A 25,431-nucleotide genomic window follows, 5' to 3' on the forward strand; every position below is an offset into this window, starting at 1 on the left:
CAGACTTCAACGGAGACCCCGTCATGACACAGAGCACCACCATCCGCTGGGAACAGGACCGCACCGGCCTCGTCACCCTCGTCCTCGACGACCCCGACCAGTCCGCGAACACCATGAACGCGGCCTTCCGGGCCTCCCTCGCCGCGGTCACCGACCGTCTGGAGGCCGAGAAGGACTCCATTCGGGGCATCATCCTCACCTCCGCGAAGAAGACGTTCTTCGCCGGCGGCGACCTGCGCGACCTCATCCGCGTCACCCCGGGGACGGCCCAGGAGCTGCTGGACGGCGGACTGGAGATCAAGCGCAACCTCCGCCGTATCGAGACCCTCGGCAAGCCGGTCGTCGCCGCCCTGAACGGCGCGGCCCTCGGCGGCGGCTTCGAGCTCGCCCTCGCCTGCCACCACCGCGTCGCCCTGGACGCGCCCGGCTCGAAGATCGGCTGCCCCGAGGTCACCCTCGGCCTGCTCCCCGGCGGCGGCGGTGTCGTGCGTACGGTCCGGCTGCTGGGCATCACCGACGCCCTCCTCAAGGTCCTGCTCAAGGGCACCCAGTACAGCCCGCGGCGAGCCCTGGAGAACGGCCTGGTCGACGAGGTCGCCGCCTCGCCCGACGAACTGCTCGCCAAGGCCCGCGCCTTCATCGACGCGAACCCCGAGTCGCAGCAGCCCTGGGACAGGCCGGGCTACCGCATCCCGGGCGGCACCCCGTCGAACCCCCGGTTCGCCGCCAACCTGCCCGCGTTCCCGGCCAGCCTGCGCAAGGAGACCAACGGCGCCCCCTATCCGGCTCCGCGGAACATCCTCGCCGCGGCCGTCGAGGGCGCCCAGGTCGACTTCGACACCGCGCAGGTCATCGAGGCCCGATACTTCGTCGAACTGGCCGCCGGGCAGACGTCGAAGAACATGATCCAGGCGTTCTTCTTCGACCTCCAGGCCGTCAACTCCGGCGTCAGCCGCCCCCAGGGCGTCGCGCCCCGCCAGGTCCGCAGGGTGGCCGTCCTGGGCGCCGGGATGATGGGTGCTGGTATCGCCTACTCGTGCGCCCGCGCGGGCATCGACGTCGTCCTGAAGGACGTCTCCCTGGAGGCCGCCCTCAAGGGCAGGGCCTACTCCGAGAAGCTGTGCGCCAAGGCCGTCTCCCGGGGCCGTACGACCCAGGAGAAGGCGGACGCGCTGCTCGCCCGCATCACGCCCACCGCCGACCCCCAGGACCTGGCCGGCTGCGACGCGGTGATCGAGGCCGTCTTCGAGGACACCGCCCTCAAGCACAAGGTGTTCCAGGAGATCGAGCAGGTCGTCGACGCCGACGCCCTGCTCTGCTCCAACACCTCCACCCTGCCGATCACCGCCCTCGCCGAAGGCGTCGAGCGCCAGGACGACTTCGTCGGGCTGCACTTCTTCTCGCCCGTGGACAAGATGCCGCTCGTCGAGATCATCAAGGGCGAGCGCACCGGCGACGAAGCGCTCGCGCGCGCCTTCGACCTGGTCCGGCAGATCAAGAAGACGCCGATCGTCGTCAACGACTCGCGCGGCTTCTTCACCTCACGGGTGATCGGCCACTTCATCAACGAGGGTGTCGCCATGGTCGGCGAGGGCATCGAGCCCGCGTCCGTGGAGCAGGCGGCGGCCCAGGCGGGCTACCCGGCCAAGGTCCTGTCCCTCATGGACGAACTGACGCTCACCCTCCCGCGCAAGATCCGCAACGAATCCAGGCGGGCCGTGGAGGAGGCGGGCGGTGTCTGGCCCGGCCACCCCGCCGAGGCCGTGATCGACCGCATGGTCGACGAGTTCGGCCGCACCGGCCGCAGCGGGGGCGCCGGCTTCTACGAGTACGGCGAGGACGGCGGGCGGACGGGGCTGTGGCCGGGCCTGCGCGAGCACTTCACGCGCGCGGACGCCGAGATCCCCTTCCGGGACATGCAGGAACGCATGCTCTTCGCCGAGGCCCTCGACACCGTCAGGCTCCTCGAAGAGGGTGTCCTGACATCCGTCGCGGACGCCAACATCGGCTCCCTCTTCGGTATCGGCTTCCCCGGCTGGACCGGCGGCGTCCTCCAGTACGTCAACGGCTACGAGGGCGGCCCCGAGGCGGGCAACGGGCTCCCCGCGTTCGTGGCACGCGCGCGTCAGCTCGCCGAGCGCTACGGCGACCGCTTCACCCCGCCCGCGCTGCTGGTGGAGAAGGCGGAGCGGGGGGAGACCTTCACCGACGGGCGCTGAGCCACCGGACCGTCACGGGGAGCCGTCCGCAGGCGGCTCCCCGAGCCACTCCCGCAGCTCCTCCGTCAGCGACCGCTGGAAGGCCGTCAGCAGCGCCTGGACGACCAGGGGCTGCATGTGCGCCGACAGTGACCTCACCGCCTGCGCGTCGCGCTCCGGCACCTCCTCGCGCAGCAGCCGCGACAGCTCGTGGGCCGCGGCGCGCGCGTGGTCGAGGAGGACGGTCCGGGCCGCGAGGATCGCCTCCGGTGACAGTGGCACGTCGAGGAGCCGCACCCCCAGCCGCAGCAGCCCCGCGTCGACGCGGTACCCGTCCTCGTCGGCCGGGTCACCGGCGCCGGCGCCCAGCACGCCCATCGCGGCGAGCCGGTCCACGTCCTCCTCGCTGAGCGCCCGCCCGGCCCGCCGCTGGAGCTCCTCCCGCGGCACCGTCTCCACGGCGTCCGGCGCCCACGAGGCCACCACGGCCCGGTGCACGGCGAGGTCATGCGCGTCGAGACCGGGCGGCAGCCGGTCCAGATAGCGTTCGATCGCCGCCAGCGTCAGGCCCTGCCGGCGCAGCTCCTCGATCAGCGCCAGGCGCGCGAGATGCCCGGGACCGTAGTGCCCCACCCGGCGCGGACCGATGACCGGCGGCGGCAGCAGTCCCTTGGTGCCGTAGAAGCGCACCGTCCGTACTGTGACCCCCGCCCGGGCGGCCAGCTCGTCGACCGTGAGGGCCGGCTCCTCGGTCTCGATCGTCATGTGCAGCAGTATCGCTGTCACGCCGGTGCGGTGAAACCGGTCGGCCCCCGGTGGGCGCCGTGTGAGAAGCGACGCGCTGTGACATGGACCACCGCATGATCGCCGGTGCCGCTGGAAAGGTGCTGCCCTGGTCTGTGCCCCTACCCGGGAGCCGCGGGCCACGACCGTACGGACACCCGGGCGTACCCCGCCCGGGCGCACCAGAGAGTGGTACCACCCGTGAGCAAGGACAGCCTGCGCACGGCCGAAGTCGCCGCCCACCCCCAGGCGACCGCGACACCCGCGGACGCGGGCGACGCCGGCTACAGCAAGGACCTCAAGCACCGCCACGTCAACATGATCGCCATCGGCGGTGCCATCGGCACCGGCCTCTTCCTGGGCGCCGGAGGACGTCTGCACCACGCCGGCCCGGCCCTCGCGCTCGCCTACCTCGTCTGCGGCGTCTTCGCCTTCTTCGTGGTCCGCGCCCTCGGCGAGCTGGTCCTCTACCGGCCCTCCTCCGGCTCCTTCGTGTCCTACGCGCGCGAGTTCCTCGGTGAGAAGGGCGCCTATGTCGCCGGCTGGATGTACTTCCTGAACTGGTCGACGACCGGCATCGCCGACATCACCGCGATCGCGCTGTACACGCACTACTGGAGCATGTTCACGAGCATCCCCCAGTGGGTGCTCGCGCTCATCGCCCTCGCGGTCGTGCTGGCGGTGAACCTGATCTCGGTGAAGATCTTCGGCGAGATGGAGTTCTGGTTCGCGATCGTCAAGGTCGCCACCCTGGTCGCCTTCATGTGCGTCGGCATCTTCCTGCTCGCCACCCAGCACCCGGTGGGCGGGCAGACGCCCGGCCCGAGCGTGATCACGGAGCACGGCGGCCTCCTCCCGCACGGCATGATGCCGGTCGTCCTCGTCATGCAGGGCGTGATCTTCGCGTACGCCGCGCTTGAGCTGGTAGGCGTCGCCGCGGGCGAGACCTCCGAGCCGGAGAAGATCGTCCCGCGCGCGGTGAACTCGATCATGTGGCGCGTCGGCCTCTTCTACGTCGGCTCCGTCGTCCTGCTCGCTCTGCTGCTGCCCGGCTCGGCCTACTCGGCCGACGAGAGCCCCTTCGTGACCGTCCTGTCGAAGATCGGCGTCCCGGGCGCCGGCGACGTGATGAACCTGGTGGTCCTCACGGCCGCCATGTCCTCCCTGAACTCCGGCCTGTACTCCACCGGCCGCATCCTGCGCTCGATGGCCATGGCGGGCTCGGCCCCGAAGTTCACCGCACGGATGAACCGCAGCCAGGTCCCCTACGGCGGCATCCTGCTGACCTGCGGTGTCTGCGTCCTCGGCGTCGGCCTGAACTTCCTCATGCCCAGCCAGGCCTTCGAGATCGTGCTGAACATCGCCTCCCTCGGCATCATCAGCACCTGGGTGATCATCATGGTCTGCCACCTGGTCTTCGTCCGGCGTGCCAAGGCGGGCCTCGTCACCCGTCCCGACTTCCGGCTCCCCGGCAGCCCGGTCACGGAGATCGTCACGATCGCCTTCCTGGTCGCCGTCCTCGGCCTGATGGGGAACGACCCCGGGGTCGGCCGTAAGACGCTGCTGCTGATCCCGGTGATCGCGGTCGCCCTGGTCGGCGGCTGGTACGCGGTCCGCAGCAGGGTGTCCAAGGCGGCGGACGCCGAACTGACGGAGCTGTCCGGGCCCACGAAGTAGCAGGTCGGAGCCACTGTCAGTGGCATCGCCTACGGTGGCGTCATGTCGGAGATCACTTATGTCCGGGGTGACGCCACCGTCCCGTCGGTGAAGGGCGTCAAGGTGATCGCCCATGTCTGCAACGACCTCGGGGGATGGGGCAGGGGCTTCGTCCTGGCGCTGTCCCGCCGCTGGCCGGAGCCGGAGGCCGCCTACCGGGCCTGGCACCGCGAGCGCGCCGCGAACGACTTCGGCCTGGGCGCACTCCAGCTCGTCCGGGTCAGGCCCGACCTCTGGGTCGCCAACATGATCGGCCAGCGCGGCATGCGCACCGGCAGCAAGGGCGTCCCCGTGCGCTACCCGGCCATCGACACCGCGCTGGCCCGCCTGGCCGACCACGCCATCGAACTCGGCGCGTCGGTGCACATGCCCCGGATAGGCTGCGGGCTGGCCGGCGGCAAGTGGTCCCGCGTCGCACCGCTCGTCACCGAGCGGCTGGTCGAGCGGGGCGTCGCGGTGACGGTGTACGACCACGGGGAGGGGTAGCGCACATGCGCGCCGACGACGAGACCAGCGAGAACACGAGCACCGACGACACGAGCACCGACAACACGAGTGCCGACAACGTCGAGCACGCCGACGGCATCGACGTCCTGGTCCTGGGCGGGGCGGGCGTGGACACGATCGTGTACGTACCGGAGCTGCCGCTCCCGTACGCCGACAGCTACATGATCGACAGCGGGATCCGCGCCCGCGCCGGACAGACCGGCGACTTCGTCGCCCTGGGCCTCGCCGCCCTCGGGCTGCGCACCCACCATCTCGACTTCCTGGGCGACGACCCCGAGGGAGACCTGGTCCGCGCCCTGCACCGGGACAAGGACATCGCCCTCACCGCCGTCCCGCAGCCCGCCGGGACCAAGCGGGCGGTCAACCTGGTCGGCCCGGACGGGCGGCGGCTGTCGCTGTACGACAACAGCCGCGGGCGCCCGGACGACCGCTTCCCCGAGGACACCCTGCGGAGCCTGGCCGCCGCGAGCCGCCACGCGCACGTGTCCATCACCCACCCCTGCGCCGAGGCCCTGCCCGTACTGCGCGAGGCGGGCGTCGGCATCTCCACGGACCTGCACAACTGGGACGGGGAGAATCCCTACCACGAGGCGTTCGCCTACGAGGCGGACGTCGTCTTCGTCTCCGTGACCGCCCTGACCGACCCGGAGACGACGATGCGCCGCATCGCCGGGCGGGGCCGCGCCGAGGTGGTCGTCGGCACGGCCGGCGCCAAGGGCGCGTATCTGCTCGCCGACGGCGAGCTGACCCACGTCCCGGCCGCGGTCCCGCCCGGTCCGGTGGTCGACTCCAACGGCGCGGGGGACGCCTTCGCGTCCGCCTTCCTCTTCGGCCGTCTCGGCGGCGAGCCGCCGCACCGGTGCGCCGAGTACGGCGCCCTGGCCGGGGCGTACGCCTGCACGGTGCCGGCCACGGAGAGCGCCGCCGTGTCGCGCGACGCACTCCTGACCCGGGCGGCGACGATCCCGCGGTAGCCGGGCCGGGCCCGGGGGCGGTCACCTCTGCTTGCGCCTCGCAGCGGTGAGTCCGATCACCCCGACGAGGGTGACGACCGCGCCCGACAGGGTCAGCAGCGGCACCTGGCCGATCAGGCCGATGGCCAGAACCACCGCCCCGATCAGCGGCAGCACTCTCCACAGCCCCAGGCCCTCATTGCTGTTCTGCGTACCCGCCACGGACCTCTCCCCACTCGCTTCACGATGTCTGCACGGCTTGCTACCCAAAGCCGCCTCGGGTCAGACAGGAGTTCGGAACGCGCAGTGGGGAGGCCGGGGTACCGGGCTCAGTGCTCGTGCACGTCGTTCGTCGCCGCGATCTTCTTCCAGGACTTCGGCTGTACGGGAGCGGCCGGTGCCTTCGCGATCGACGCCGTCCTCGCCGCGGGTGCCGCCGGCTTCGCCGGCTGGAGCAGCCAGGAGTCGAACAGGGCGCCCAGTCGCCTGCCGGAGACCTGCTCGGCGTACTTCTGGAAGTCGACGACGCTCGCGTTGCCGTACGCGTACTTCTGCGGCCAGCCCTTGAGGACGGCGAAGAAGGCGTCGTCGCCGATCTCGTTGCGCAGCGCCTGGACCGCCAGTGCGCCCCGGTCGTAGACGGCGATGTCGAACTGGTTCGCGGCGCCCGGGTCGCCGGGCTTCACCGTCCAGAACGCGTCGTCGGCCGGGTGCGAGGCGTACACGTAGTCCGCGAGCTCCTGCGCGGTGCCCTCGCCCTCGTGCTCGGACCACAGCCACTGCGCGTACCGGGCGAAGCCCTCGTTGAGCCAGATGTCCTTCCACCCCGCCACGGACACGTGGTCGCCGTACCACTGGTGGGCCAACTCGTGCACCACCACGGAGACGTTGGAGCCGTTCGCGAACTGCCGGGGGCTGTAGAAGGGCCGGGTCTGCGTCTCCAGCGCGTATCCGGTGTTCGTGTTCGGCACGTACCCGCCGAGCGCGTTGAAGGGATACGGCCCGAAGTACCCGCTCAGCCAGTCGGCGATCTCCCCGGTCCGCTCGATGCTCGCCCGCGCGGCGCCGGCGTTGTCGCCCAGGTCCTTGCTGTAGGCGCTGACGACCGGGATGCCGCTCTCGGTCGTCCCGGTGGTGATGTCGAACCTCCCGACGGCGAGGGTGGCCAGATAGGTGGCCTGGGGCTTGTCGGAACGCCAGTTGTAGCGGGTCCAGCCCAGCCGTGAACTCGTCGACTGCAGGGTGCCGTTGGAGATGGCCTGCGAGCCGTCGGGCACCAGCACCGACACGTCGTAGGTGGCCTTGTCGAGCGGGTGGTCGTTGCCGGGGAACCACCACCAGGCCGCCTCGGGCTCGTTGGCGCCGACCCCGCCGTCCGCGGTGCGGTGCCAACTGGTGAAGCCGTATGCCTGTTTCGACGACGGGATCCCGCTGTACCGCACCACGACCGTGACCGTCGCGCCCTTCGCCAGCGGCGTCTTCGGCGTGATCTCCAGCTCGTGCTCGCCCGAGGTCGTGAACGCCGCCACGGCGCCGTTGACCCGTACCTCGCTCACGTCCAGCAGGAAGTCCAGGTCGAACCGGGACAGGTCCTGCGTGGTCTTCGCCAGGATCGTCGCCGTCCCCTCCAGCTCGTCCGTGGCCGGTTGGTACTTCAGCCGCAGGTCGTAGTGGGAGACGTCGTATCCGCCGTTGCCGTACGCCGGGTAGTAGGGGTCGCCGATGCCCGGGGCGCCGGGGGAGGCGTTCGCGGCCGATGCCGGGATCGCCAGCAACACGGACGCGGCAGCGAGTGCGCCCGGCGCGATGATTCTGCGGTGCACGAAAGCTCCAAGTCGTAGAGTCACGCGGTCTGTTCGGAGCCTATTGACTCCCTGTGTCCCAGGGCCTGCCCACCGCCGCCCCTGTCACACGATCGCCATTCGGCCGTCACGGCCGGCCCACCCCGGGGACGTGTTCCGGCCACAGCGGACCCACAGCTGCCCTCTTCTGCGCGGGAGTTGACCCGGGTACCGTCCCGCGCATGCCGACACGCATGCGCTTCACGATCTGGAGACCGCTCGCGACCGCCACCGTCACCCTCCTGGTGGCCGCCTTCCTCACCCCGGCCGCGGCCCACGGCGCCCCGCGCGAGAGCCGGCCCGTCCACTCCTACGAGAACGCCATCCGCGAGGCCGTCTGGGTGGACACCGGACTCGACGGCGACAGCGACGGGAAGGCGGACCGCGTCGCCGTCGACATCGTCCGCCCCCGCGAACCCGCCGCACAGGGGCGCAAGGTGCCCGTCATCATGGACGCCAGCCCGTACTACTCCTGCTGCGGACGCGGCAACGAGAGCCAGCGCAAGACGTACGACGCCGCCGGAGACGTCGTCCGGATGCCGCTGTTCTACGACAACTACTTCGTGCCGCGCGGCTACGCCTTCGTCGGCGTCGACCTGGCCGGCACCAACCGCTCCGACGGCTGCGTCGATGTCGGAGGACGCTCCGACATCCAGTCCGCCAAGGCCGTCGTCGACTGGCTGAACGGCCGCGCCAGGGCGTACACCACCCGCACCGGCACCACGACCGCCGAGGCGGGCTGGACCAACGGCAGAACCGGCATGATCGGCAAGAGCTGGGACGGCACCATAGCCAACGGCGTGGCCGCCACCGGCGTGAAGGGCCTGAAGACCATCGTCCCGATCGCCGCCATCTCCTCCTGGTACGACTACTACTTCGCCCAGGGCGCCCCCCTCTACGACTCCGGACCCGACTGGCTCTCCGACTACGTCGACAGCCCCGAAGCCCGCGCCAAGTGCGCCGCCGTCCAGCAGAAACTCGTCGACGGGGCCCCGCGCACCGGCGACCTGACGTCGCTGTGGACCGAGCGCGACTACGTCGCGGACGCGCGCAGGGTGAAGGCGAGCGTCTTCCTCATCCACGGCCTCCAGGACCTCAACGTCCGCACCAAGCACCTCGGCCAGTGGTGGGACGCCCTCGCGAAGAGCGGGGTCGAGCGCAAGATCTGGCTCTCCCAGACCGGCCACGTCGACCCCTTCGACTTCCGCCGCGCCGCCTGGGTGGACACCCTGCACCGCTGGTTCGACCACGAACTCCTCGGCTACGACAACGGCATCGACCGCGAACCCGTGGCCGACATCGAACGCCACCCCGACCAGTGGGTCACCTCCACCGTCTGGCCGCCGCACGGCACCCGGACCGCCACCCTGCGCCCCTCCACCGGCGTCGAGCCCGGCGTCGGCACGCTCGGCCTGCGCAAGGGCACGGGCACCGCCGCCTTCACCGACGATCCGCGGCTGGGCGAGACCGAGTGGGCCGCGCAGATCGACACCCCGACCCCCGACAAGGCCGGATTCGTCACCGGAGCCCTCACCCGGGACCTGCGCCTGTCCGGCTCCTCCCAGGTCACCGTCACCGCCACGCCCACCACCGCGACGGCCCACCTGACCGCCGTCCTCGTCGACCTCGGCCCCGACACCATCCGTGACTACGCGGCGAGCGGCGAGGGCATCAGCACGCTCACCGACCGCACCTGCTGGGGCGCGAGCACCACGGGCGACAGCGCCTGCTTCAGGGAGACCGACGCCAGGACCGCGGACGTCGGCCGGACGGTCGTCAGCCGTGGCTGGGCCGACCTCGGCACCTACGCCGACCCGGGCAAGGGCGTCCCGCTCACCCCGGGCAGGGCGTACACCCTCACCCTCGACCTGGCGGCCACCGACCATGTCGTCCCGGCCGGTCACCGGCTCGCGCTGATCGTCGCGGGCACCGACAGGGACCTCATCGACCCGCCCGCCGACACCCCCACCCTCACCCTGGACCTGTCCCGCACCTCGGCCCGGGTCCCCTTCGTCGGAGGCGCCGACGCCTTCGCCCGCGCCACGTCCGCAGCGGCGGCGGCCACCCCCGACGCCCGGTCCCTGGACGGCGTACGGACACCGCACCACACGTACCGCGTCCCGTAACACCGCGAGCGGGTTCAGGAGACGGCCGGGAGCACCAGCCCGGCCGCCTCCTCCGCGCAGCCCCACGCCACCGTCACGCCCGCCCCGCCGTGCCCGTAGTGGTGCACCACCGTCCGCCCGTCCGGCAGCTGCGCGCGCTCCAGCCGTACCGTGCCCCGGACCGGCCGCAGCCCGACCCGGTGCTCCAGGATCCGCGCCCCGGCGACCTCGGGCCGCAGGACCGCGCAGCGCCGCACGATCGCCTCGGCCACCTTCGGATCCGGCTCCAGCGACCACACGTCGTCCTGCGCCGTACCGCCCAGCAGGAGCCGCCCGCCGTGCGGGAACAGATAGGCGATCTCGCCGTCCGGGCCGGTGGAGACGAGCCAGGTGTCGACGCCGGGGTTCTCCACGACGACGAGCTGTCCGCGCACCGGCCGCACCGACGGATCCGCCGCCAGCCGCCCGGCGTCCAGCCCCGTGCAGTTGACGACCACCGGCGCCTCGGCCTCCGCCAGGTCGCTCACCGTGCGCTCCTCGACCGTGCCGCCCGCCCGCAGCAGCCGCTGCCGGAGCCAGGGCAGATAGGTCGACATGTCGATCAGCGGCAGCCGGGCCCGGACGCCGGTGCCCGCGCCGTACTCACGCGCCGTCGCCCGGCGCAGTCCGGCCAGCCGGCCCGCCGCCCAGCCCTCGACCTCGTCCAGGTCCGTCTCGCCCAGTATCCCGTCGACCAGGCGCACGCCGGTCTCCCCGGGCCGCTCGGCGAGCTGCTCGTAGATCTCCAGCGAGCGCAGCGCCCACGCCCGCGCCGACTCCAGCGGCTCGATGTGGTACGGCCACCACAGCGCGCCGGCCACGGCCGAGGTGGTCCGCTCGACCGGATCGCGCGTCCAGACCCGGACCCGAAGGCCGCGCTCGGCGAGCTCGACGGCCGTCGCCAGCCCGATGACCCCGCCGCCCACCACGACCACATCGCCGTTCCACCGAGTGTCCACGCCCGGACGTTAGCCGACCGCACCGCCGAACAGCGAGATCGCGGGGGAGACCGGCGCGACCGCACCCTGGGACGACCACTAGGATCTACGACCTGATGACTGCCACCCTCGTCGCCAAGAACCTCGCCGCCGGCCACGGCGACCGCTCCCTCTTCTCCGGGCTCGACCTCGTCGTCGCCCCCGGGGACGTGATCGGGCTGGTCGGCGCCAACGGCGCGGGCAAGTCCACCCTGCTGAAGCTGCTCGCCGGGCTCACCGCGCCCGAGCAGGGCGAGCTCAGGCTCTCCCCGCCGACCGCGACCGTCGGCCATCTGCCCCAGGAACCCGAGCGCCGCCCCGGCGAGAGCGTGCGGGAGTTCCTCGCCCGCCGCACCGGCGTCGACGAGGCCCAGCGCACCATGGACGAGGCCACCCAGGCCCTGGTCGACGGGGCGCCCGGCGCCGATGACGCCTATGCGACGAGCCTCGAGCGCTGGCTCGACCTCGGCGGCGCCGACCTCGACGAGCGCGCCGAGGAGGTCACCGGCTCGCTCGGTCTCGGCGTCGGCCTCGACCAGCCGATGACCTCCCTGTCCGGCGGTCAGGCCGCCCGCGCGGGTCTCGCCTCCCTCCTCCTCTCGCGCTACGACGTCTTCCTCCTCGACGAGCCGACCAACGACCTGGACCTCGACGGCCTGGAGCGCCTGGAGCGCTTCGTGAAGGGTCTGCGCGCGGGGACCGTCGTCGTCAGTCACGACCGCGAGTTCCTCACCCGCACGGTCACCAAGGTCCTCGAACTCGACCTCGCCCAGCAGCAGATCAACCTCTACGGCGGCGGCTACGACGCCTACCTGGAGGAGCGGGACGTGTCCCGCCGGCACGCCCGTGAGGACTTCGAGGAGTACGCCGACAAGAAGTCGGCCCTGCAGGACCGCGCGCAGACACAGCGCTCCTGGATGGACAAGGGCGTGAAGAACGCGCGCCGCAAGGCGAGCAACGACAACGACAAGATCGGCCGTAAGTTCCGCAGCGAGGCCAGCGAGAAGCAGGCCGCGAAGGCCCGGCAGACCCAGCGCATGATCGAGCGCCTCGAGACCGTCGAGGAGCCGCGCAAGGAGTGGGAGCTGCGTATGGAGATCGCGTCCGCGCCGCGCTCCGGCGCGGTGGTCGCGACCCTGCGCGAGGCCGAGGTGCGGCGCGGTGACTTCCGCTTCGGGCCGGTGTCCCTGCAGATCGACTGGGCCGACCGGGTCGCGGTCACCGGCGCGAACGGCGCGGGGAAGTCGACCCTCCTCGGCGCGCTCCTGGGCCGGGTCCCGCTGGACGCCGGACAGGCCACCCTGGGCTCGGGCGTCCTGGTCGGCGAGGTCGACCAGGCACGGCAGCTGTTCTACGGCTCCGAGTCCCTGCTGGACGCGTTCCGCGTGGCCGTACCCGACACCGAACCGGCCGAGGTGCGCACCCTGCTGGCCAAGTTCGGCCTGAAGTCGGACCACGTCACGCGTTCGGCGGCCACCCTGTCGCCCGGCGAGCGCACCCGCGCGGCCCTCGCGCTGCTCCAGGGGCGGGGCGTCAACCTCCTAGTCCTCGACGAGCCGACGAACCACCTCGACCTTCCGGCCATCGAGCAGCTGGAGTCGGCCCTCGACGCCTACGAGGGCACGCTGCTCCTGGTCACCCACGACCGGCGCATGCTGGACGCGGTCCACGTCACGCGTCGCCTGGAGGTCGCGGACGGCAAGGTGACCGAGCGCTAGGTGTATTGACCCATTTCAAGATCCCGCAGCCGAGACCTGGCTCACCGTCCACAACCTCCCGGGACAGAACAGCCAGGACACCCGACGCGGCTTCCCGTCCCACGAGGGCTGCCGGGGCCCGGCGGGCCGGGCCCCGGCGTCGTGCGTCCCTGTCAGCGCTTGCCCTTCTTGGGGTCGACGAGGCCCGCTCGGCGCAGTGCGTCGGCCATCGCGCTGTTGCCCGGAGGGGGAGCCTGGCGCGAACCGCCCGCGCCCGCGCCGGCGCCTCCGCCGCGCTGGCCGCCCTGCTGCCGCTGCTGCGGCGGGCGCCCGCCGCCCCGCTGGGGCCGGGCCCCGCCGGCGGGCCGGCCCTGACCGTCCTGCGGGGCAGCCTCGTCGTCCAGCCGGAGCGTCAGCGAGATCCGCTTGCGCGGGATGTCGATGTCCAGGACCTTCACCTTGACGATGTCACCGGGCTTGACGACGTCCCTGGGGTCCTTGACGAACGTCTTCGACAGCGCGGACACGTGCGCCAGACCGTCCTGGTGGACGCCGATGTCGATGAACGCCCCGAAGGCCGCCACATTCGTCACGACCCCCTCCAGGACCATCCCGGAGGACAGGTCGGAGATCTTCTCCACGCCCTCCTTGAAGGTGGCCGTCTTGAAGGCGGGCCGCGGGTCGCGCCCGGGCTTCTCCAGCTCCTTGAGGATGTCCGTGACGGTCGGCAGACCGAACGTCTCGTCCACGAACTCCGTCGGCCGCAGCGAGCGCAGGACACCCGTGTTGCCGATGAGGGACGCCACCTCCTGGCCGGAGGTCTTCACCATGCGCCGCACCACCGGGTACGCCTCCGGGTGGACGCTGGAGGAGTCCAGCGGGTCGCTGCCGCCGCGGATGCGCAGGAAGCCCGCGCACTGCTCGTAGGCCTTCGGGCCGAGCCGGGCCACCTTCTTCAGCTGGGAACGGGAGGTGAAGGGCCCGTTGGCGTCCCGGTGCGCCACGATGTTCTCGGCGAGTCCGGTGGAGATGCCCGACACCCGTGAGAGGAGCCGCGCCGAGGCCGTGTTGACGTCCACGCCCACGCCGTTCACACAGTCCTCCACCACCGCGTCCAGCGAACGCGACAGCTTCACCTCGGACAGGTCGTGCTGGTACTGGCCGACGCCGATCGACTTCGGGTCGATCTTCACCAGCTCGGCGAGCGGATCCTGGAGCCGGCGCGCGATCGACACGGCGCCGCGCAGCGACACGTCCATGTCGGGCAGCTCCTGGGAGGCGAAGGCGGAGGCCGAGTACACGGAGGCGCCCGCCTCGGACACCATCACCTTGGTGAGCTTCAGCTCCGGGTGCCTGGTGATCAGTTCACCGGCGAGCTTGTCGGTCTCACGGGACGCCGTGCCGTTGCCGATGGCGACCAGGTCGACCGTGTGCTCATTCGCCAGCCGCGCGAGCTTGGCGATCGCCTCGTCCCACTTGTTCGCCGGGACGTGCGGGTAGATCACGTCCGTGGCGACGACCTTGCCGGTCGCGTCGACGACGGCGACCTTCACGCCCGTACGGAAGCCGGGGTCCAGGCCCAGCGTCGCGCGCGTGCCGGCCGGGGCGGCGAGCAGCAGGTCACGGAGGTTGGCGGCGAACACGTCGACGGCCTCGTCCTCGGCGGTCGTGCGCAGCCGCAGCCGCAGATCGATGCCGAGGTGGACGAGGATGCGGGTGCGCCAGGCCCAGCGGACGGTGTCCGTCAGCCACTTGTCGCCCGGCCGGCCGCGGTCGGCGATGTCGAACCGGTCCGCCACCATCCCCTCGTACGACGAGGGGCCGGGCTGCTCGGACGGCTCCTCCGGCTCCAGGACGAGGTCGAGGACCTCCTCCTTCTCGCCGCGCAGCATCGCCAGGACACGGTGCGAGGGCAGCGCGGTGAACGGCTCGGCGAAGTCGAAGTAGTCGGCGAACTTCGCGCCCGCCTCCTCCTTGCCGTCGCGCACCTTGGCGGCCAGCCGCCCGCGCCCCCACATGCGCTCGCGCAACGCGCCGATCAGGTCGGCGTCCTCCGAGAACCGCTCGGTGAGGATCGCCCGCGCGCCGTCCAGCGCGGCCTGCGGATCGGCGACGCCCTTGTCGGCGTCGACGAACGCGGCGGCCGCCGCGAGCGGATCGACCGTCGGGTCGCCGAGCAGCCCGTCGGCGAGCGGTTCGAGGCCCGCCTCGCGCGCGATCTGCGCCTTGGTGCGCCGCTTGGGCTTGTACGGCAGGTAGATGTCCTCCAGCCGCGCCTTGGTCTCGGCGCCGAGGATCTGCGCCCGGAGCGCGTCGGTGAGCTTGCCCTGCTCGCGCACCGACTCCAGGATCGCCGTCCGCCGCTCCTCCAGCTCCCGCAGGTAGCGCAGCCGCTCCTCGAGCGTGCGCAGCTGCGCATCGTCGAGCATCTCGGTCGCTTCCTTGCGGTAGCGGGCGATGAAAGGCACCGTCGAGCCGCCGTCGAGCAGCTCCACGGCGGCCTTCACCTGCCGCTGCCGTACGCCGAGTTCTTCGGCGATCCTGCCTTCGATGGACCCTGATTCGATGGACCCGGGTGTCGTCACGATCCCGTACCGCCTTCTCCACTGAGGTTGCGCGGCAATTGTGGCAGGTGACACCGACACCCGGGGATCAGGGCGCGGTCGTCAGGCCCTGCGGCTCCTGGTGGAACCCGAGGCTCCGCCGAAGAGCCGGGCCAGCGCCCGGAAGGGCAGCGTCACCACGGTGGCGACGGCGCCACCGATCTGCCGCAGTACGTCTGCGATCGCACGGAACACGAGCTTCCCCTTTCGTAGCCCGGCCACTCCGGCCGAGGACTTACTGGTACCTCGAGATCGTCGGGTCATGCCCACACGTCATGGCAGGAAAGGTGGGAACCCGTCATTGCCCGTCACCGCCGACCGGGCGCTGTCCGAAGTCCCCGCCCCCGACGTGGTGATCGTCTCCGGGGGACCCGGCCAGAGCGCGCTGATGGACCAAGCGCCCCTGCTCGACTGGCTCCGGACCGCCGACGCCACCGGCACCTGGACGACGTCCGTGTGTTCCGGCTCCCTGCTGCTCGCCGCCGCGGGGCTCCTCGAGGGCCGCCGGGCCACCCCCCACTGGCTGGCCCTGCGGCAGCTCGAGGCGTTCGGTGTCGAGCCGACCGGCGAACGCGTCGTCTTCGACGGCAAGTACGTCACCGCGGCCGGCGTCTCGTCCGGCATCGACATGGGACTCGCCCTGCTCGGCCGGATCGCGGGCGACGACCATGCCCGGGCCGTCCAGCTGGGCACGGAGTAGGACCCGCAGCCGCCCTACGACGCGGGCGCCCCGCACCAGGCACCCGCCCATCTCGTGGAGAAGCTGCGGGCCCGCAGCCGCTTCATCCTGACGTAGTCCAGGTGAAGCGCGGCTCCCGGCGTTCCAGGAACGCGGCGACGCCCTCCGCGGTGTCGCCGCTGCCGCGCGCCTGCGCGCTCCAGTGGGCGTCCCGGTCCCCGCGGCCGTTCACGAACTCCTTCGCGGCCGCCTGCGTCAGCTGCGAGCGGGACACCAGCACGCGGGTGAACTCCGCGACGCGCTCATCGAGTCCGTCGACGGGCAGCACCTCGTCGACCAGACCCGTGCGCAGCGCCCGCTCGGTGTCGATCAACTCGCCCGAGAACAGCAGGTACTTGGCGGTGGCCGGGCCCACCAGGGACACCAGGCGCCGGGTGGCGGTGGACGCGTAGACGATCCCGAGCCTGGCCGGGGTCACCCCGAACTGCGCGCCCTCCTCGGCGAACCGCAGGTCGCACGCCGCGGCGAGCTGGGCGCCACCGCCGACGCAGTGCCCCCGGACCGCCGCCAGGGTCGGCTTCGGGAACGCCGCCAAGGCCTCCTCGGCACGGACCGCCAGCTCCTGCGCCTCCTGCGACGACTCCTGGAGCGTGGAGATGTCGGCCCCCGCGCAGAAGGTGCCCCCCGCCCCGGTCAGCACCAGCGCCCGCACCGCCGGGTCGGCGGCCAGGGTGTCGAGCAACGGGGGCAGCGCCGCCCACATCGCGGCCGTCATGGCGTTGCGCTTCGCCGGGTGGTGCAGGACGACGGTGGCGACCGCGTCGGTGACGCCGTGCAGCAGATCGGGCTCCATGCTCCGGATGCTAACCACCAGCTCGTCCGCATGATCGGAGCGGCCGGTGTGAGAGGCACGACACCGGCGGCAAAGGGAAGCAGACCGAACCAGAGCAAATCAAAGAGCACCAAAGGCGGCCAAAGGGGAGGAGCGGCGCCGCCGAACCCGTACAACCCGAAGAGTGCGCGAAGTCGGCGCGGATACGACAGAAGCGGTCCTGCGGTCGACTTCGTCATCCGGGGCCGGTCGGAAACGTTCGATAACTGCTGACTTCTGTTCAGTCATCCGGAGGAGTGGGCCTCGGTACCAACACTTCACGTGTGGTGACAATCGAGCGCGAGGGTGGCGACCGGACGATGGACGATCAAGGGTGCGGGCCCGACCCACGCCCGGAGGGCGCCCCGGGCGAACCCTCCGCATCCTCGGCGGAAGCCGTGCCCCGGCCGCTGCCCTACGAAGGCGTCTGGCGGTTCACCGCGTCCGCCGTGGACGCCTCGGTCCCGCAGGCGCGGCACGCCGTCCGGGACCTGCTGTACCGCCAGGGGGTGCCGGTCTCCGACGACCTGGCCCAGGGACTCCTGCTGATCGTCTCCGAGCTGGTGACCAACGCCGTCCGGCACGCTGCGGTGCTGTCGCCGGTGCTCTCCGTGGAGGTGGCCGTCGGGGCCGAGTGGGTGCGGGTGGCGGTGGAGGACAACCACCCCTACCGCCCGACCGCCCTGGAGGCCGACCACGGCCGCACGGGCGGCCGTGGACTGCTTCTGGTACGGGAGATCACCAGGGAGGCGGGCGGGGTCTGCGACGTCGAGCACACCTCGGGCGGCGGCAAGGTGATCTGGGCCGCCCTGCCGCTCAAGCCCGTGCGGATGTCCTGAGGGTCACCAGCCGGCCGACGGCCCCGTCAGCTCTCTGACCGCCGGGCGCGCCGCGTCCAGCACGGTCATGAACCAGGCGGAGAACCTGCCCCCGGCGTGCCGCTCCGCCAGCTCGGCGGGCGTCACGAAGGCCGTGTCGCCGACCTCCTCCGGGTCCGGCCGCAGCGGGGACTGCACCAGCCCGACGAACAGGTGGTTGTACTCCTGCTCCACCAGACCCGACTCCGGGTCCGGGTGGTTGTAGCGGACCGTGCCGGCCTCGGCGAGCAGCGAGGGGGAGACTCCGAGCTCCTCGAAGGTGCGCCGCGCGGCCGCCGCGAACGGCGCCTCACCGGGGTAGGGGTGACCGCAGCAGGTGTTGGACCACACACCGGGGGAGTGGTACTTGCCGAGCGCCCGCTGCTGGAGCAGCAGCCGGCCCCGCTCGTCGAAGAGGAACACGGAGAACGCGCGGTGCAGCTGCCCCGGCGGCTGATGGGCGGCCAGCTTCTCCGCGGTGCCGATCGTGACGCCGTTCTCGTCGACCAGCTCCAGCAAGATCGCGTCCGCGGTGCCGTTCGACGACGTGTGTGTCGCGGTGGCAGGTGTGATCGGCATACCCATCCTTAGCATCGGTCCTCGCGTCCCCAGTCTGCCGTACGCGTCCGGCACTCCCGGCACTTCACGCGAATGCGCGCATGTCCCGCGCGGCAAGGGACCCGGTAGCTGATCTTGCCCGGCGCCGCGGGCGGGGAACCGTCCGGAACGTCTGTGCGGATCACCAGGCGCCGACGCGCGGGCACGCTCAGTGACAGAGCCGCGCCTCGTGCTCCGCGTGCCCGCTCGGCTCCAGCTGGAAGGTGCAGTGCTCCACGTCGAAGTGGTGGCCGAGGCAGCCCTGGAGCTCGTGCAGCATCTTCTCGTGGCCGATCGCGTTCAGCACGTCCGAGCGCACCACCACGTGCGCCGACAGCACCGGCATCCCGGAGGTGATGGTCCAGGCGTGCAGATCGTGGACGTCCTCCACCCCGTCCAGGGCGAGTATGTGGGACCGCACCTCCGCCATGTCGACGTCCTTGGGAGCCGACTCCAGCAGCACGTCGAGCGTCTCGCGCAGCAGCTTCACGGTGCGCGGCACGATCATCAGGCCGATGACGAGCGAGGCGATCGGGTCGGCGGGCTGCCAGCCGGTGGTCAGGATCACCACCGCCGAGATCAGCACCGCCACCGATCCCAGCGCGTCCGCCGCCACCTCCAGGAACGCCCCGCGCACGTTGATGCTCTCCGCCTGGCCGCGCATCAGCAGCGACATCGAGATCATGTTCGCGACCAGACCGAACGCGCCGAACCAGATCATCAGCCCGCCCTCGGTGGCGGCGGGAGCGAAGAACCGCTGGACCGCCTCGTACAGGACGTAGCCGCCCACCCCGAGCAGCAGCAGACAGTTGGCGAGGGCGGCCAGGATCTCGGCGCGGGCCAGCCCGAAGGTGCGGTTCGCGCTCGGCGGCCGGTTGGCGAAGTGGATGGCGAGCAGCGCCATGCCCAGGCCCAGCGCGTCCGTCGCCATGTGCGCGGCGTCCGCGACCAGCGCGAGGGAGTCCGCGAGCACCCCGCCGACCACCTCGACGACCATGACGGCGAGCGTGATCGACAGCGCGACGCGCAGCCGGCCCCGGTACGCCGCGGCGGCCGTACCGGTGGGCGGCCCGTGTGTGTGCGTATGGCCGTGGTCGTGCCCAGCCCCCATGGAAGCAGCCCTTCTGTGGTCCGTCGTGGGCCCTCGTGTTCTGCCCCGCGATCACAGTGAACTACGGGTGGGGGGTATCCGGCAACGCGGCACTGAACACCGTTGTCATGTGCCCTGACCTGCGGAAACGAACCGCAGGTCAAGGCGTCCTCACCTGCTGCCGGACCGGCTCCAGGGCGGCGGCGCGCTCCCGGCCCCGGTCACGGACCGTGCGCATGCGCCCTGTTCCGCCCCGGCGCGGTGGACAATGTCCAGGATGTCGGCTCTTGGGAGCGCGGTTTGTCGCCCGGGCCGCCGATCACCGATGATGATCTCGGCAAAGGCCGGTCCAAGCCGGGTTCGACCCTGCTGCCGGACCGCGTCGATCGTGCCTGAACGGGCGGTGAACACGGCGTTCCCGGCATCCGATAGCCTCTGCCGACATGCCGCCCGCCTGGTGCAGCCGCTGGTGAAGCAGCCGGTGTCACCAAAGGGCGCCTCCATCGTGTACATGACCGGCGTCAACGCGCCGGACCCAGGGAGTGAGTTCGGTTGTCGACCGCCATCCTCACCGGCTCGCCGGTCCCCGGATCGTCGATCGAGGGCGATCTGCGGTCCCTCGGCTTCGACGTCCGGACCGCCTCCGACGCCGGTGACGCCGAGGCCCTCCTCGCCGCCGTCCCCGGTGACCAGCGTGTCGCCGTCGTCGACGCCCGCTTCGTGGGTCACGAGCACGCGCTGCGCCTCGGCCTCACCGACCCCCGCTTCCCGCTCGGCGCGGTCCCGGGCGCGGTGACCGCGCAGCCGGCCGGCCGCCAGGCCCTGACCCGCGCGATGGCCCGGGAGAACTCGGCGAGCGCCGGCGCCGCGCACGGGGGTGCCCCCGCGCGAGCGAAGCCGAGCGTGGGGGACGTCGACAGCCTCGCCGACCGCGTCGTCGCCGCCCTCGACGCCGACGGCGTCGACGTGCACCGCCCCGAGCTGGGCAGTCTGGTCGCGGAGGTCCCCGCCGACCCGCAGGCCCGCAACGAGGCACGGCAGGCCGTCGCCGCCGTCGACGACGAGGCCGTCCGCCTGAAGTCGGCCGTGAAGGCCCGCGACGGCTTCTTCACCACCTACTGCATCAGCCCGTACTCGCGTTACCTCGCCCGCTGGTGCTCCCGCCGCGGCCTCACCCCGAACCAGGTCACCACCGCCTCGCTGATCACCGCGCTGATCGCGGCGGCCTGCGCGGCCACCGGCACCCGGGGCGGATTCGTCGCGGCCGGCGTCCTGCTGATCGCCTCCTTCGTCCTTGACTGCACCGACGGCCAGCTCGCCCGCTACTCCCTGCAGTACTCCACGCTCGGCGCCTGGCTCGACGCCACCTTCGACCGGGCCAAGGAGTACGCCTACTACGCGGGCCTCGCACTCGGCGCCGCCCGGGGCGGTGACGACGTATGGGCCCTCGCGCTGGGCGCGATGGTCCTCCAGACCTGCCGGCACGTCGTGGACTTCTCCTTCAACGAGGCCAACCACGACGCCACCGCCAACACCAGCCCCACCGCCGCCCTCTCCGACAAGCTCGACAGCGTCGGCTGGACGGTCTGGGTGCGGCGGATGATAGTCCTGCCCATCGGCGAACGATGGGCCATGATCGCCGTTCTCACCGCTGTCACCACCCCCCGCATCACCTTCTACGCGCTGCTCGTCGGCTGCGCGTTCGCGGCGACCTACACCACGGCGGGCCGGGTCCTGCGCTCGCTGACCCGCAAGGCCAGGCGGACGGACCGGGCGGCGCAGGCACTGGCGGACCTGGCGGACAACGGGCCGCCGGCGCAGGCGCTGGCCCGCTTCCTTCCGGGCAAGGCCCGTGTCACAGCCCCCCTCAGCGCCGCCGTCGGCGCCGTCATGGTCACCCTCGGGGCCTGGCTGTGGGGAGCGAGCTGGTGGGTCGTTCTGATGGCCGGCGCCTATGTCCTGCTGTCCGCCGAAGCCGTCGGCCACCCCCTCAAGGGCGCGCTCGACTGGCTGATCCCCCCCTTCTTCCGGGCGGGCGAGTACTGCACGGTCCTCATCCTCGCGGCCCAGGCCGATGTGGACGGAGCGCTTCCGGCGGCTTTCGGGCTGGTTGCCGCCGTCGCCTACCATCACTACGACACGGTGTACCGCATCCGCGGCAACGCCGGAGCGCCGCCGGCCTGGCTGGTGCGCGCCATCGGGGGGCAGGACGGGCGCACGCTGCTCGTCGCCCTGCTGGCCGTGCTGCTCACCGGCTCGCAGTTCACGGTCGCGCTCACGGTCCTCGCCGTGGTCGTCGCCGTCGTGGTGCTCGTCGAGAGCATCCGCTTCTGGGTCGCCGCCCACCGGGCAGGCGCCCCGTCCGTACACGATGAAGGAGAACCCGCATGATCGGCCTCGTGCTGGCGGCCGGCGCCGGACGGCGTCTGCGCCCCTACACCGACAGCCTGCCCAAGGCGCTGGTGCCGGTGGGGCCCGCGGGCATAGAGGGCGAGCCCACGGTGCTGGACCTGACGCTCGGCAACTTCGCCGAGATCGGTCTGACCGAGGTCGCGGTCATCGTCGGCTACCGCAAGGAGGCCGTGTACGAGCGCAAGGCGGCGCTGGAGGCGAAGTACGGCCTCAAGCTCACCCTCATCGACAACGACAAGGCCGAGGAGTGGAACAACGCCTACTCCCTGTGGTGCGGACGTGACGCCCTCAAGGACGGGGTGATCCTCGCCAACGGCGACACCGTCCACCCCGTCTCCGTCGAGAAGACGCTGCTCGCCGCCCGCGGCGAGGGCAGGAGGATCATCCTCGCCCTCGACACCGTGAAGTCCCTCGCGGACGAGGAGATGAAGGTCGTCGTCGACCCCGAGAAGGGCATGACGAAGATCACCAAGCTGATGGACCCGGCCGAGGCCACCGGCGAGTACATCGGCGTCACCCTCATCGAGGGCGACGCGGCCCCCGAGCTGGCCGACGCGCTCAAGGCCGTGTGGGAGACCGACCCGCAGCAGTTCTACGAGCACGGGTACCAGGAGCTGGTGAACCGGGGCTTCCGTATCGACGTGGCGCCGATCGGCGACATCAAGTGGGTCGAGATCGACAACCACGACGATCTCGCCCGTGGACGGGAGATCGCGTGCCAGTACTGACCCGGCTGATCCCCTCACCGGTCGTCGTCGACATCCGCCCGGGTGCCCTCGACGACCTGGTCGGGGTTCTCGCCGACGAGCGCATCTCGCACTCGGGCAAGCTCGCGATCGCCGTCAGCGGCGGCTCGGGCGCCCGGCTGCGCGAGCGCCTCACCCCGGCCCTGCCCGGCGCCACCTGGTACGAGGTCGCCGGCGGCACCCTCGACGACGCCGTCCAGCTGGCCACCGACATAAAGGCCGGCCACTTCGACGCGGTCGTCGGGCTGGGCGGCGGCAAGATCATCGACTGCGCCAAGTTCGCCGCGGCACGGGTGGGCCTCCCGCTGGTCGCCGTACCCACGAACCTCGCGCACGACGGGCTGTGCTCGCCGGTCGCGACCCTCGACAACGACGCGGGCCGCGGCTCCTACGGTGTGCCGAACCCGATCGCCGTCGTGATCGACCTGGACGTCATCCGCGAGGCGCCGGTCCGGTACGTGCGGGCCGGCATCGGCGACGCCGTCTCCAACATCTCCGCCATCGCGGACTGGGAACTCGCCAACCGTGTCAAGGGCGAGAAGATCGACGGCCTCGCCGCCGCGATCGCCCGGCAGGCCGGCGAGGCGGTGCTGCGCCACCCGGGCGGCATCGGCGACACCGGCTTCCTCCAGGTGCTGGCCGAGGCGCTGGTGCTCAGCGGCGTCGCGATGTCGGTGTCGGGCGACTCCCGCCCGTCCTCCGGCGCGTGCCACGAGATCAACCACGCCTTCGACCTGCTCTTCCCCAAGCGGGCGGCCGCCCACGGCGAGCAGTGCGGACTCGGCGCGACCTTCGCGATGTACCTGCGCGGAGCCCACGAGGAGTCGGCGTACATGGCGCAGGTGCTGCGCCGGCACGGACTTCCGGTCCTGCCCGAGGAGATCGGCTTCACGGTGGACGAGTTCGTCCGTGTCGTGCAGTTCGCTCCCGAGACCCGGCCAGGCCGCTACACGATCCTCGAACACCTCGACCTCAAGACCGAACAGATCAAGGACATCTACGCCGACTATGTCAAGGCCATCGGTAGCTGAACTCAGACCGGTCGTCCACCCTCCGGGGGTGAAGGACCGGCGCAGCGGTGAGCACTGGATGGGACGCCTCTACATGCGTGAGGTGTCCCTGCGGGTCGACCGCTACCTGGTCAACACCAGGGTCACGCCCAACCAGCTCACGTACCTGATGACCGTCTTCGGGGTGCTCGCGGCCCCGGCGCTGCTGGTGCCGGGGATCACGGGTGCGGTGCTCGGCGTGGTGTGCGTCCAGATGTACCTGCTGCTGGACTGCGTCGACGGCGAGATCGCCCGCTGGAAGAAGCAGTACTCGCTCGGCGGGGTCTACCTGGACCGGGTCGGGGCGTATCTCACCGACGCCGCCGTGCTGGTCGGCTTCGGCCTGCGCGCCGCCGACCCGTGGGGCACCGGGCGGATCGACTGGCTCTGGGCCTTCCTCGGCACGCTGGCCGCGCTCGGCGCGATCCTGATCAAGGCCGAGACGGACCTCGTCGGCGTCGCCCGGCACCAGGGCGGTCTGCCGCCGGTCAAGGAGTCGGCGTCCGAACCGCGCTCCTCCGGCATGGCGCTGGCCCGCCGGGCCGCCTCGGCGCTCCAGTTCCACCGGCTGATCCTCGGCATCGAGGCGTCCCTGCTGATCCTGGTCCTGGCGGTGGTCGACCAGGTGCGCGGCGACCTGTTCTTCTCCCGGCTCGGCGTCGCCGTGCTGGCCGGAGTCGCGCTGCTCCAGACCCTGCTGCACCTGGTGTCCATCCTCGCGTCGAGCAGGCTGAAGTGAGCGCGCCCGGGAAGGTCGGCGCGGTCGTCATCACCATGGGCAACCGCCCCGACGAGCTGAGAGCACTGCTCGACTCGATCGCCAAGCAGGACGGCGACCGGGTCGAGGTGGTCGTGGTCGGCAACGGCTCGCCCGTCCCGGACGTCCCCGAGGGCGTCAGGACGATCGAGCTGCCCGAGAACCTCGGCATCCCCGGCGGCCGCAACGTCGGCATCGAGGCCTTCGGCCCCAGCGGCCGGGACGTCGACGTCCTGCTGTTCCTGGACGACGACGGCCTCCTGGCCCACCACGACACGGCCGAGCTGTGCCGCCGGGCCTTCGACGCCGATCCGGAACTGGGCATCGTCAGCTTCCGGATCGCCGACCCGCAGACCGGTGTCACCCAGCGCCGTCACGTACCCCGGCTGCGCGCCTCCGACCCGATGCGCTCCTCCCGGGTCACCACGTTCCTCGGGGGCGCCAACGCGGTGCGCACGAAGGTCTTCGCGGCGGTGGGCGGACTTCCGGACGAGTTCTTCTACGCCCACGAGGAGACCGACCTGGCATGGCGGGCCCTCGACGCGGGCTGGATGATCGACTACCGGTCCGACATGGTGCTGTACCACCCGACGACCGCGCCCTCGCGGCACGCGGTGTACCACCGCATGGTCGCCCGCAACCGGGTCTGGCTGGCCCGGCGCAACCTTCCCGCTCCGCTGGTCCCCGTCTATCTCGGGGTCTGGCTGCTGCTCACCCTGGCGCGTCGCCCCTCGGGGTCCGCGCTCAAGGCGTGGTTCGGCGGTTTCCGGGAAGGCTGGAGCACTCCGTGCGGACCTCGTAGGCCCATGAAGTGGCGTACGGTGTGGCGGCTGACCCGACTGGGCCGGCCCCCGGTGATCTGACAAGCTCGTCCCTGAGGGCACCCCGGGCCGTACCGCGGGCCCCCCGGCTCATGCCGGCCTCGTCAAGGCTGCGCATCCCGAAGACGAAAGT

At 71.8% G+C, this 25,431-nt stretch carries 21 protein-coding genes and 1 pseudogene; 13 read left to right on the forward strand and 9 right to left on the reverse strand.

What is annotated here, in order from left to right:
* Nucleotides 1–23: 23 nt before the first annotated feature.
* Nucleotides 24–2,219 (forward strand): 3-hydroxyacyl-CoA dehydrogenase NAD-binding domain-containing protein, encoded by a 2,196-nt coding sequence (locus ACFWBD_RS26685; protein WP_385671644.1) that lies wholly within the window; start codon nucleotides 24–26, stop codon nucleotides 2,217–2,219.
* 12 nt (nucleotides 2,220–2,231) lie between these two features.
* On the opposite strand, the gene ACFWBD_RS26690 is transcribed toward ACFWBD_RS26685, so the two are convergent.
* Entirely contained in the window at nucleotides 2,232–2,963 is a 732-nt protein-coding gene (locus ACFWBD_RS26690) for a MerR family transcriptional regulator (protein WP_385671647.1), read from the reverse strand.
* Nucleotides 2,964–3,182: 219 nt separating this feature from the next.
* On the opposite strand from ACFWBD_RS26690, the gene ACFWBD_RS26695 reads away from it, so the two are divergent.
* Genes ACFWBD_RS26695 through ACFWBD_RS26705 form a run of 3 tightly spaced genes read left to right on the forward strand, consistent with a single transcriptional unit; the run spans nucleotide 3,183 to nucleotide 6,178 of the window.
* Nucleotides 3,183–4,658, forward strand: a complete 1,476-nt coding sequence (locus tag ACFWBD_RS26695; protein WP_385671650.1) for an amino acid permease — start codon at nucleotides 3,183–3,185, stop codon at nucleotides 4,656–4,658.
* A 42-nt stretch (nucleotides 4,659–4,700) separates the two neighbouring features.
* Entirely contained in the window at nucleotides 4,701–5,183 is a 483-nt protein-coding gene (locus ACFWBD_RS26700) for a macro domain-containing protein (protein ID WP_385671653.1), read from the forward strand.
* Between the two features lie 5 nt (nucleotides 5,184–5,188).
* Nucleotides 5,189–6,178 carry an adenosine kinase gene (locus tag ACFWBD_RS26705; RefSeq protein WP_385671656.1) on the forward strand — a complete coding sequence of 330 codons (990 nt, stop codon included), beginning with the start codon at nucleotides 5,189–5,191 and terminating at the stop codon, nucleotides 6,176–6,178.
* A 21-nt stretch (nucleotides 6,179–6,199) separates the two neighbouring features.
* Here the strand turns inward: ACFWBD_RS26705 and ACFWBD_RS26710 are convergent, their stop codons facing one another.
* Both ACFWBD_RS26710 and ACFWBD_RS26715 read right to left on the reverse strand, forming a co-directional pair.
* Nucleotides 6,200–6,379, reverse strand: a complete 180-nt coding sequence (locus ACFWBD_RS26710) for a hypothetical protein (protein WP_385671659.1) — start codon at nucleotides 6,377–6,379, stop codon at nucleotides 6,200–6,202.
* A gap of 107 nt (nucleotides 6,380–6,486) precedes the next feature.
* Entirely contained in the window at nucleotides 6,487–7,980 is a 1,494-nt protein-coding gene (locus tag ACFWBD_RS26715) for a M1 family metallopeptidase (RefSeq protein WP_385671663.1), read from the reverse strand.
* A 200-nt stretch (nucleotides 7,981–8,180) separates the two neighbouring features.
* Between ACFWBD_RS26715 and ACFWBD_RS26720 the strand changes: the two genes are divergently transcribed.
* Nucleotides 8,181–10,124 (forward strand): Xaa-Pro dipeptidyl-peptidase, encoded by a 1,944-nt coding sequence (locus tag ACFWBD_RS26720; RefSeq protein WP_385671666.1) that lies wholly within the window; start codon nucleotides 8,181–8,183, stop codon nucleotides 10,122–10,124.
* A 14-nt stretch (nucleotides 10,125–10,138) separates the two neighbouring features.
* Here ACFWBD_RS26720 and ACFWBD_RS26725 read toward each other — a convergent pair whose 3' ends face one another.
* Complete coding sequence (locus ACFWBD_RS26725) at nucleotides 10,139–11,101, reverse strand: NAD(P)/FAD-dependent oxidoreductase (RefSeq protein WP_385671669.1); 963 nt, start codon at nucleotides 11,099–11,101, stop codon at nucleotides 10,139–10,141.
* 95 nt (nucleotides 11,102–11,196) lie between these two features.
* Here ACFWBD_RS26725 and abc-f point away from each other — a divergent pair, with 95 nt between their 5' ends.
* Nucleotides 11,197–12,837: a ribosomal protection-like ABC-F family protein gene (gene abc-f, locus ACFWBD_RS26730; RefSeq protein WP_385671672.1), complete on the forward strand. Its 1,641-nt coding sequence runs from the start codon at nucleotides 11,197–11,199 to the stop codon at nucleotides 12,835–12,837.
* A gap of 152 nt (nucleotides 12,838–12,989) precedes the next feature.
* On the opposite strand, the gene ACFWBD_RS26735 is transcribed toward abc-f, so the two are convergent.
* Together ACFWBD_RS26735 and ACFWBD_RS26740 are read right to left on the reverse strand one after the other, a co-directional pair.
* Complete coding sequence (locus ACFWBD_RS26735) at nucleotides 12,990–15,401, reverse strand: Tex family protein (protein WP_385671675.1); 2,412 nt, start codon at nucleotides 15,399–15,401, stop codon at nucleotides 12,990–12,992.
* Between the two features lie 81 nt (nucleotides 15,402–15,482).
* Entirely contained in the window at nucleotides 15,483–15,614 is a 132-nt protein-coding gene (locus tag ACFWBD_RS26740; RefSeq protein WP_020129452.1) for an LPFR motif small protein, read from the reverse strand.
* Between ACFWBD_RS26740 and ACFWBD_RS26745 the strand changes: the two are divergent.
* Nucleotides 15,601–16,215: pseudogene (locus ACFWBD_RS26745) on the forward strand (DJ-1/PfpI family protein). The gene ACFWBD_RS26740 and the pseudogene ACFWBD_RS26745 sit on opposite strands and share 14 nt — an antisense overlap.
* Here ACFWBD_RS26745 and ACFWBD_RS26750 read toward each other — a convergent pair.
* A complete protein-coding gene (locus ACFWBD_RS26750) occupies nucleotides 16,202–16,951 on the reverse strand; it encodes an enoyl-CoA hydratase/isomerase family protein (RefSeq protein WP_385671679.1) in 750 nt (249 codons plus the stop codon). The pseudogene ACFWBD_RS26745 and the gene ACFWBD_RS26750 sit on opposite strands and share 14 nt — an antisense overlap.
* A gap of 338 nt (nucleotides 16,952–17,289) precedes the next feature.
* On the opposite strand from ACFWBD_RS26750, the gene ACFWBD_RS26755 reads away from it, so the two are divergent.
* Nucleotides 17,290–17,808, forward strand: a complete 519-nt coding sequence (locus ACFWBD_RS26755) for an ATP-binding protein (protein WP_385671739.1) — start codon at nucleotides 17,290–17,292, stop codon at nucleotides 17,806–17,808.
* A 3-nt stretch (nucleotides 17,809–17,811) separates the two neighbouring features.
* Here ACFWBD_RS26755 and idi read toward each other — a convergent pair whose 3' ends face one another.
* Both idi and ACFWBD_RS26765 read right to left on the reverse strand, forming a co-directional pair.
* A complete protein-coding gene (gene idi / locus ACFWBD_RS26760; RefSeq protein ID WP_385671682.1) occupies nucleotides 17,812–18,405 on the reverse strand; it encodes an isopentenyl-diphosphate Delta-isomerase in 594 nt (197 codons plus the stop codon).
* A gap of 187 nt (nucleotides 18,406–18,592) precedes the next feature.
* Nucleotides 18,593–19,534, reverse strand: coding sequence for a cation diffusion facilitator family transporter (locus ACFWBD_RS26765; RefSeq protein ID WP_385671685.1), 942 nt, complete (start codon nucleotides 19,532–19,534; stop codon nucleotides 18,593–18,595).
* Nucleotides 19,535–20,065: 531 nt separating this feature from the next.
* On the opposite strand from ACFWBD_RS26765, the gene ACFWBD_RS26770 reads away from it, so the two are divergent.
* From ACFWBD_RS26770 to ACFWBD_RS26790, 5 genes are read left to right on the forward strand one after another with little or no spacing between them, the layout of a single operon-like run.
* Entirely contained in the window at nucleotides 20,066–21,904 is a 1,839-nt protein-coding gene (locus tag ACFWBD_RS26770; protein ID WP_385671688.1) for a DUF5941 domain-containing protein, read from the forward strand.
* The gene (locus ACFWBD_RS26775) at nucleotides 21,901–22,653 is read left to right on the forward strand and encodes a phosphocholine cytidylyltransferase family protein (protein ID WP_351760418.1); all 753 of its coding nucleotides are present in this window, start codon (nucleotides 21,901–21,903) and stop codon (nucleotides 22,651–22,653) included. Before ACFWBD_RS26770 ends, ACFWBD_RS26775 begins: the two co-directional genes overlap by 4 nt.
* The gene (locus ACFWBD_RS26780) at nucleotides 22,641–23,702 is read left to right on the forward strand and encodes an iron-containing alcohol dehydrogenase family protein (protein WP_385671691.1); all 1,062 of its coding nucleotides are present in this window, start codon (nucleotides 22,641–22,643) and stop codon (nucleotides 23,700–23,702) included. Before ACFWBD_RS26775 ends, ACFWBD_RS26780 begins: the two co-directional genes overlap by 13 nt.
* Nucleotides 23,680–24,459, forward strand: a complete 780-nt coding sequence (locus ACFWBD_RS26785; RefSeq protein ID WP_385671694.1) for a CDP-alcohol phosphatidyltransferase family protein — start codon at nucleotides 23,680–23,682, stop codon at nucleotides 24,457–24,459. The genes ACFWBD_RS26780 and ACFWBD_RS26785 overlap by 23 nt, the downstream gene beginning before the upstream one ends.
* The gene (locus ACFWBD_RS26790; RefSeq protein WP_385671697.1) at nucleotides 24,456–25,340 is read left to right on the forward strand and encodes a glycosyltransferase family 2 protein; all 885 of its coding nucleotides are present in this window, start codon (nucleotides 24,456–24,458) and stop codon (nucleotides 25,338–25,340) included. The genes ACFWBD_RS26785 and ACFWBD_RS26790 overlap by 4 nt, the downstream gene beginning before the upstream one ends.
* Nucleotides 25,341–25,431 lie beyond the last annotated feature (91 nt).

Origin of the sequence: Streptomyces sp. NPDC060002 (genome assembly GCF_042737245.1) — a bacterium.
Classification (GTDB): domain Bacteria; phylum Actinomycetota; class Actinomycetes; order Streptomycetales; family Streptomycetaceae; genus Streptomyces.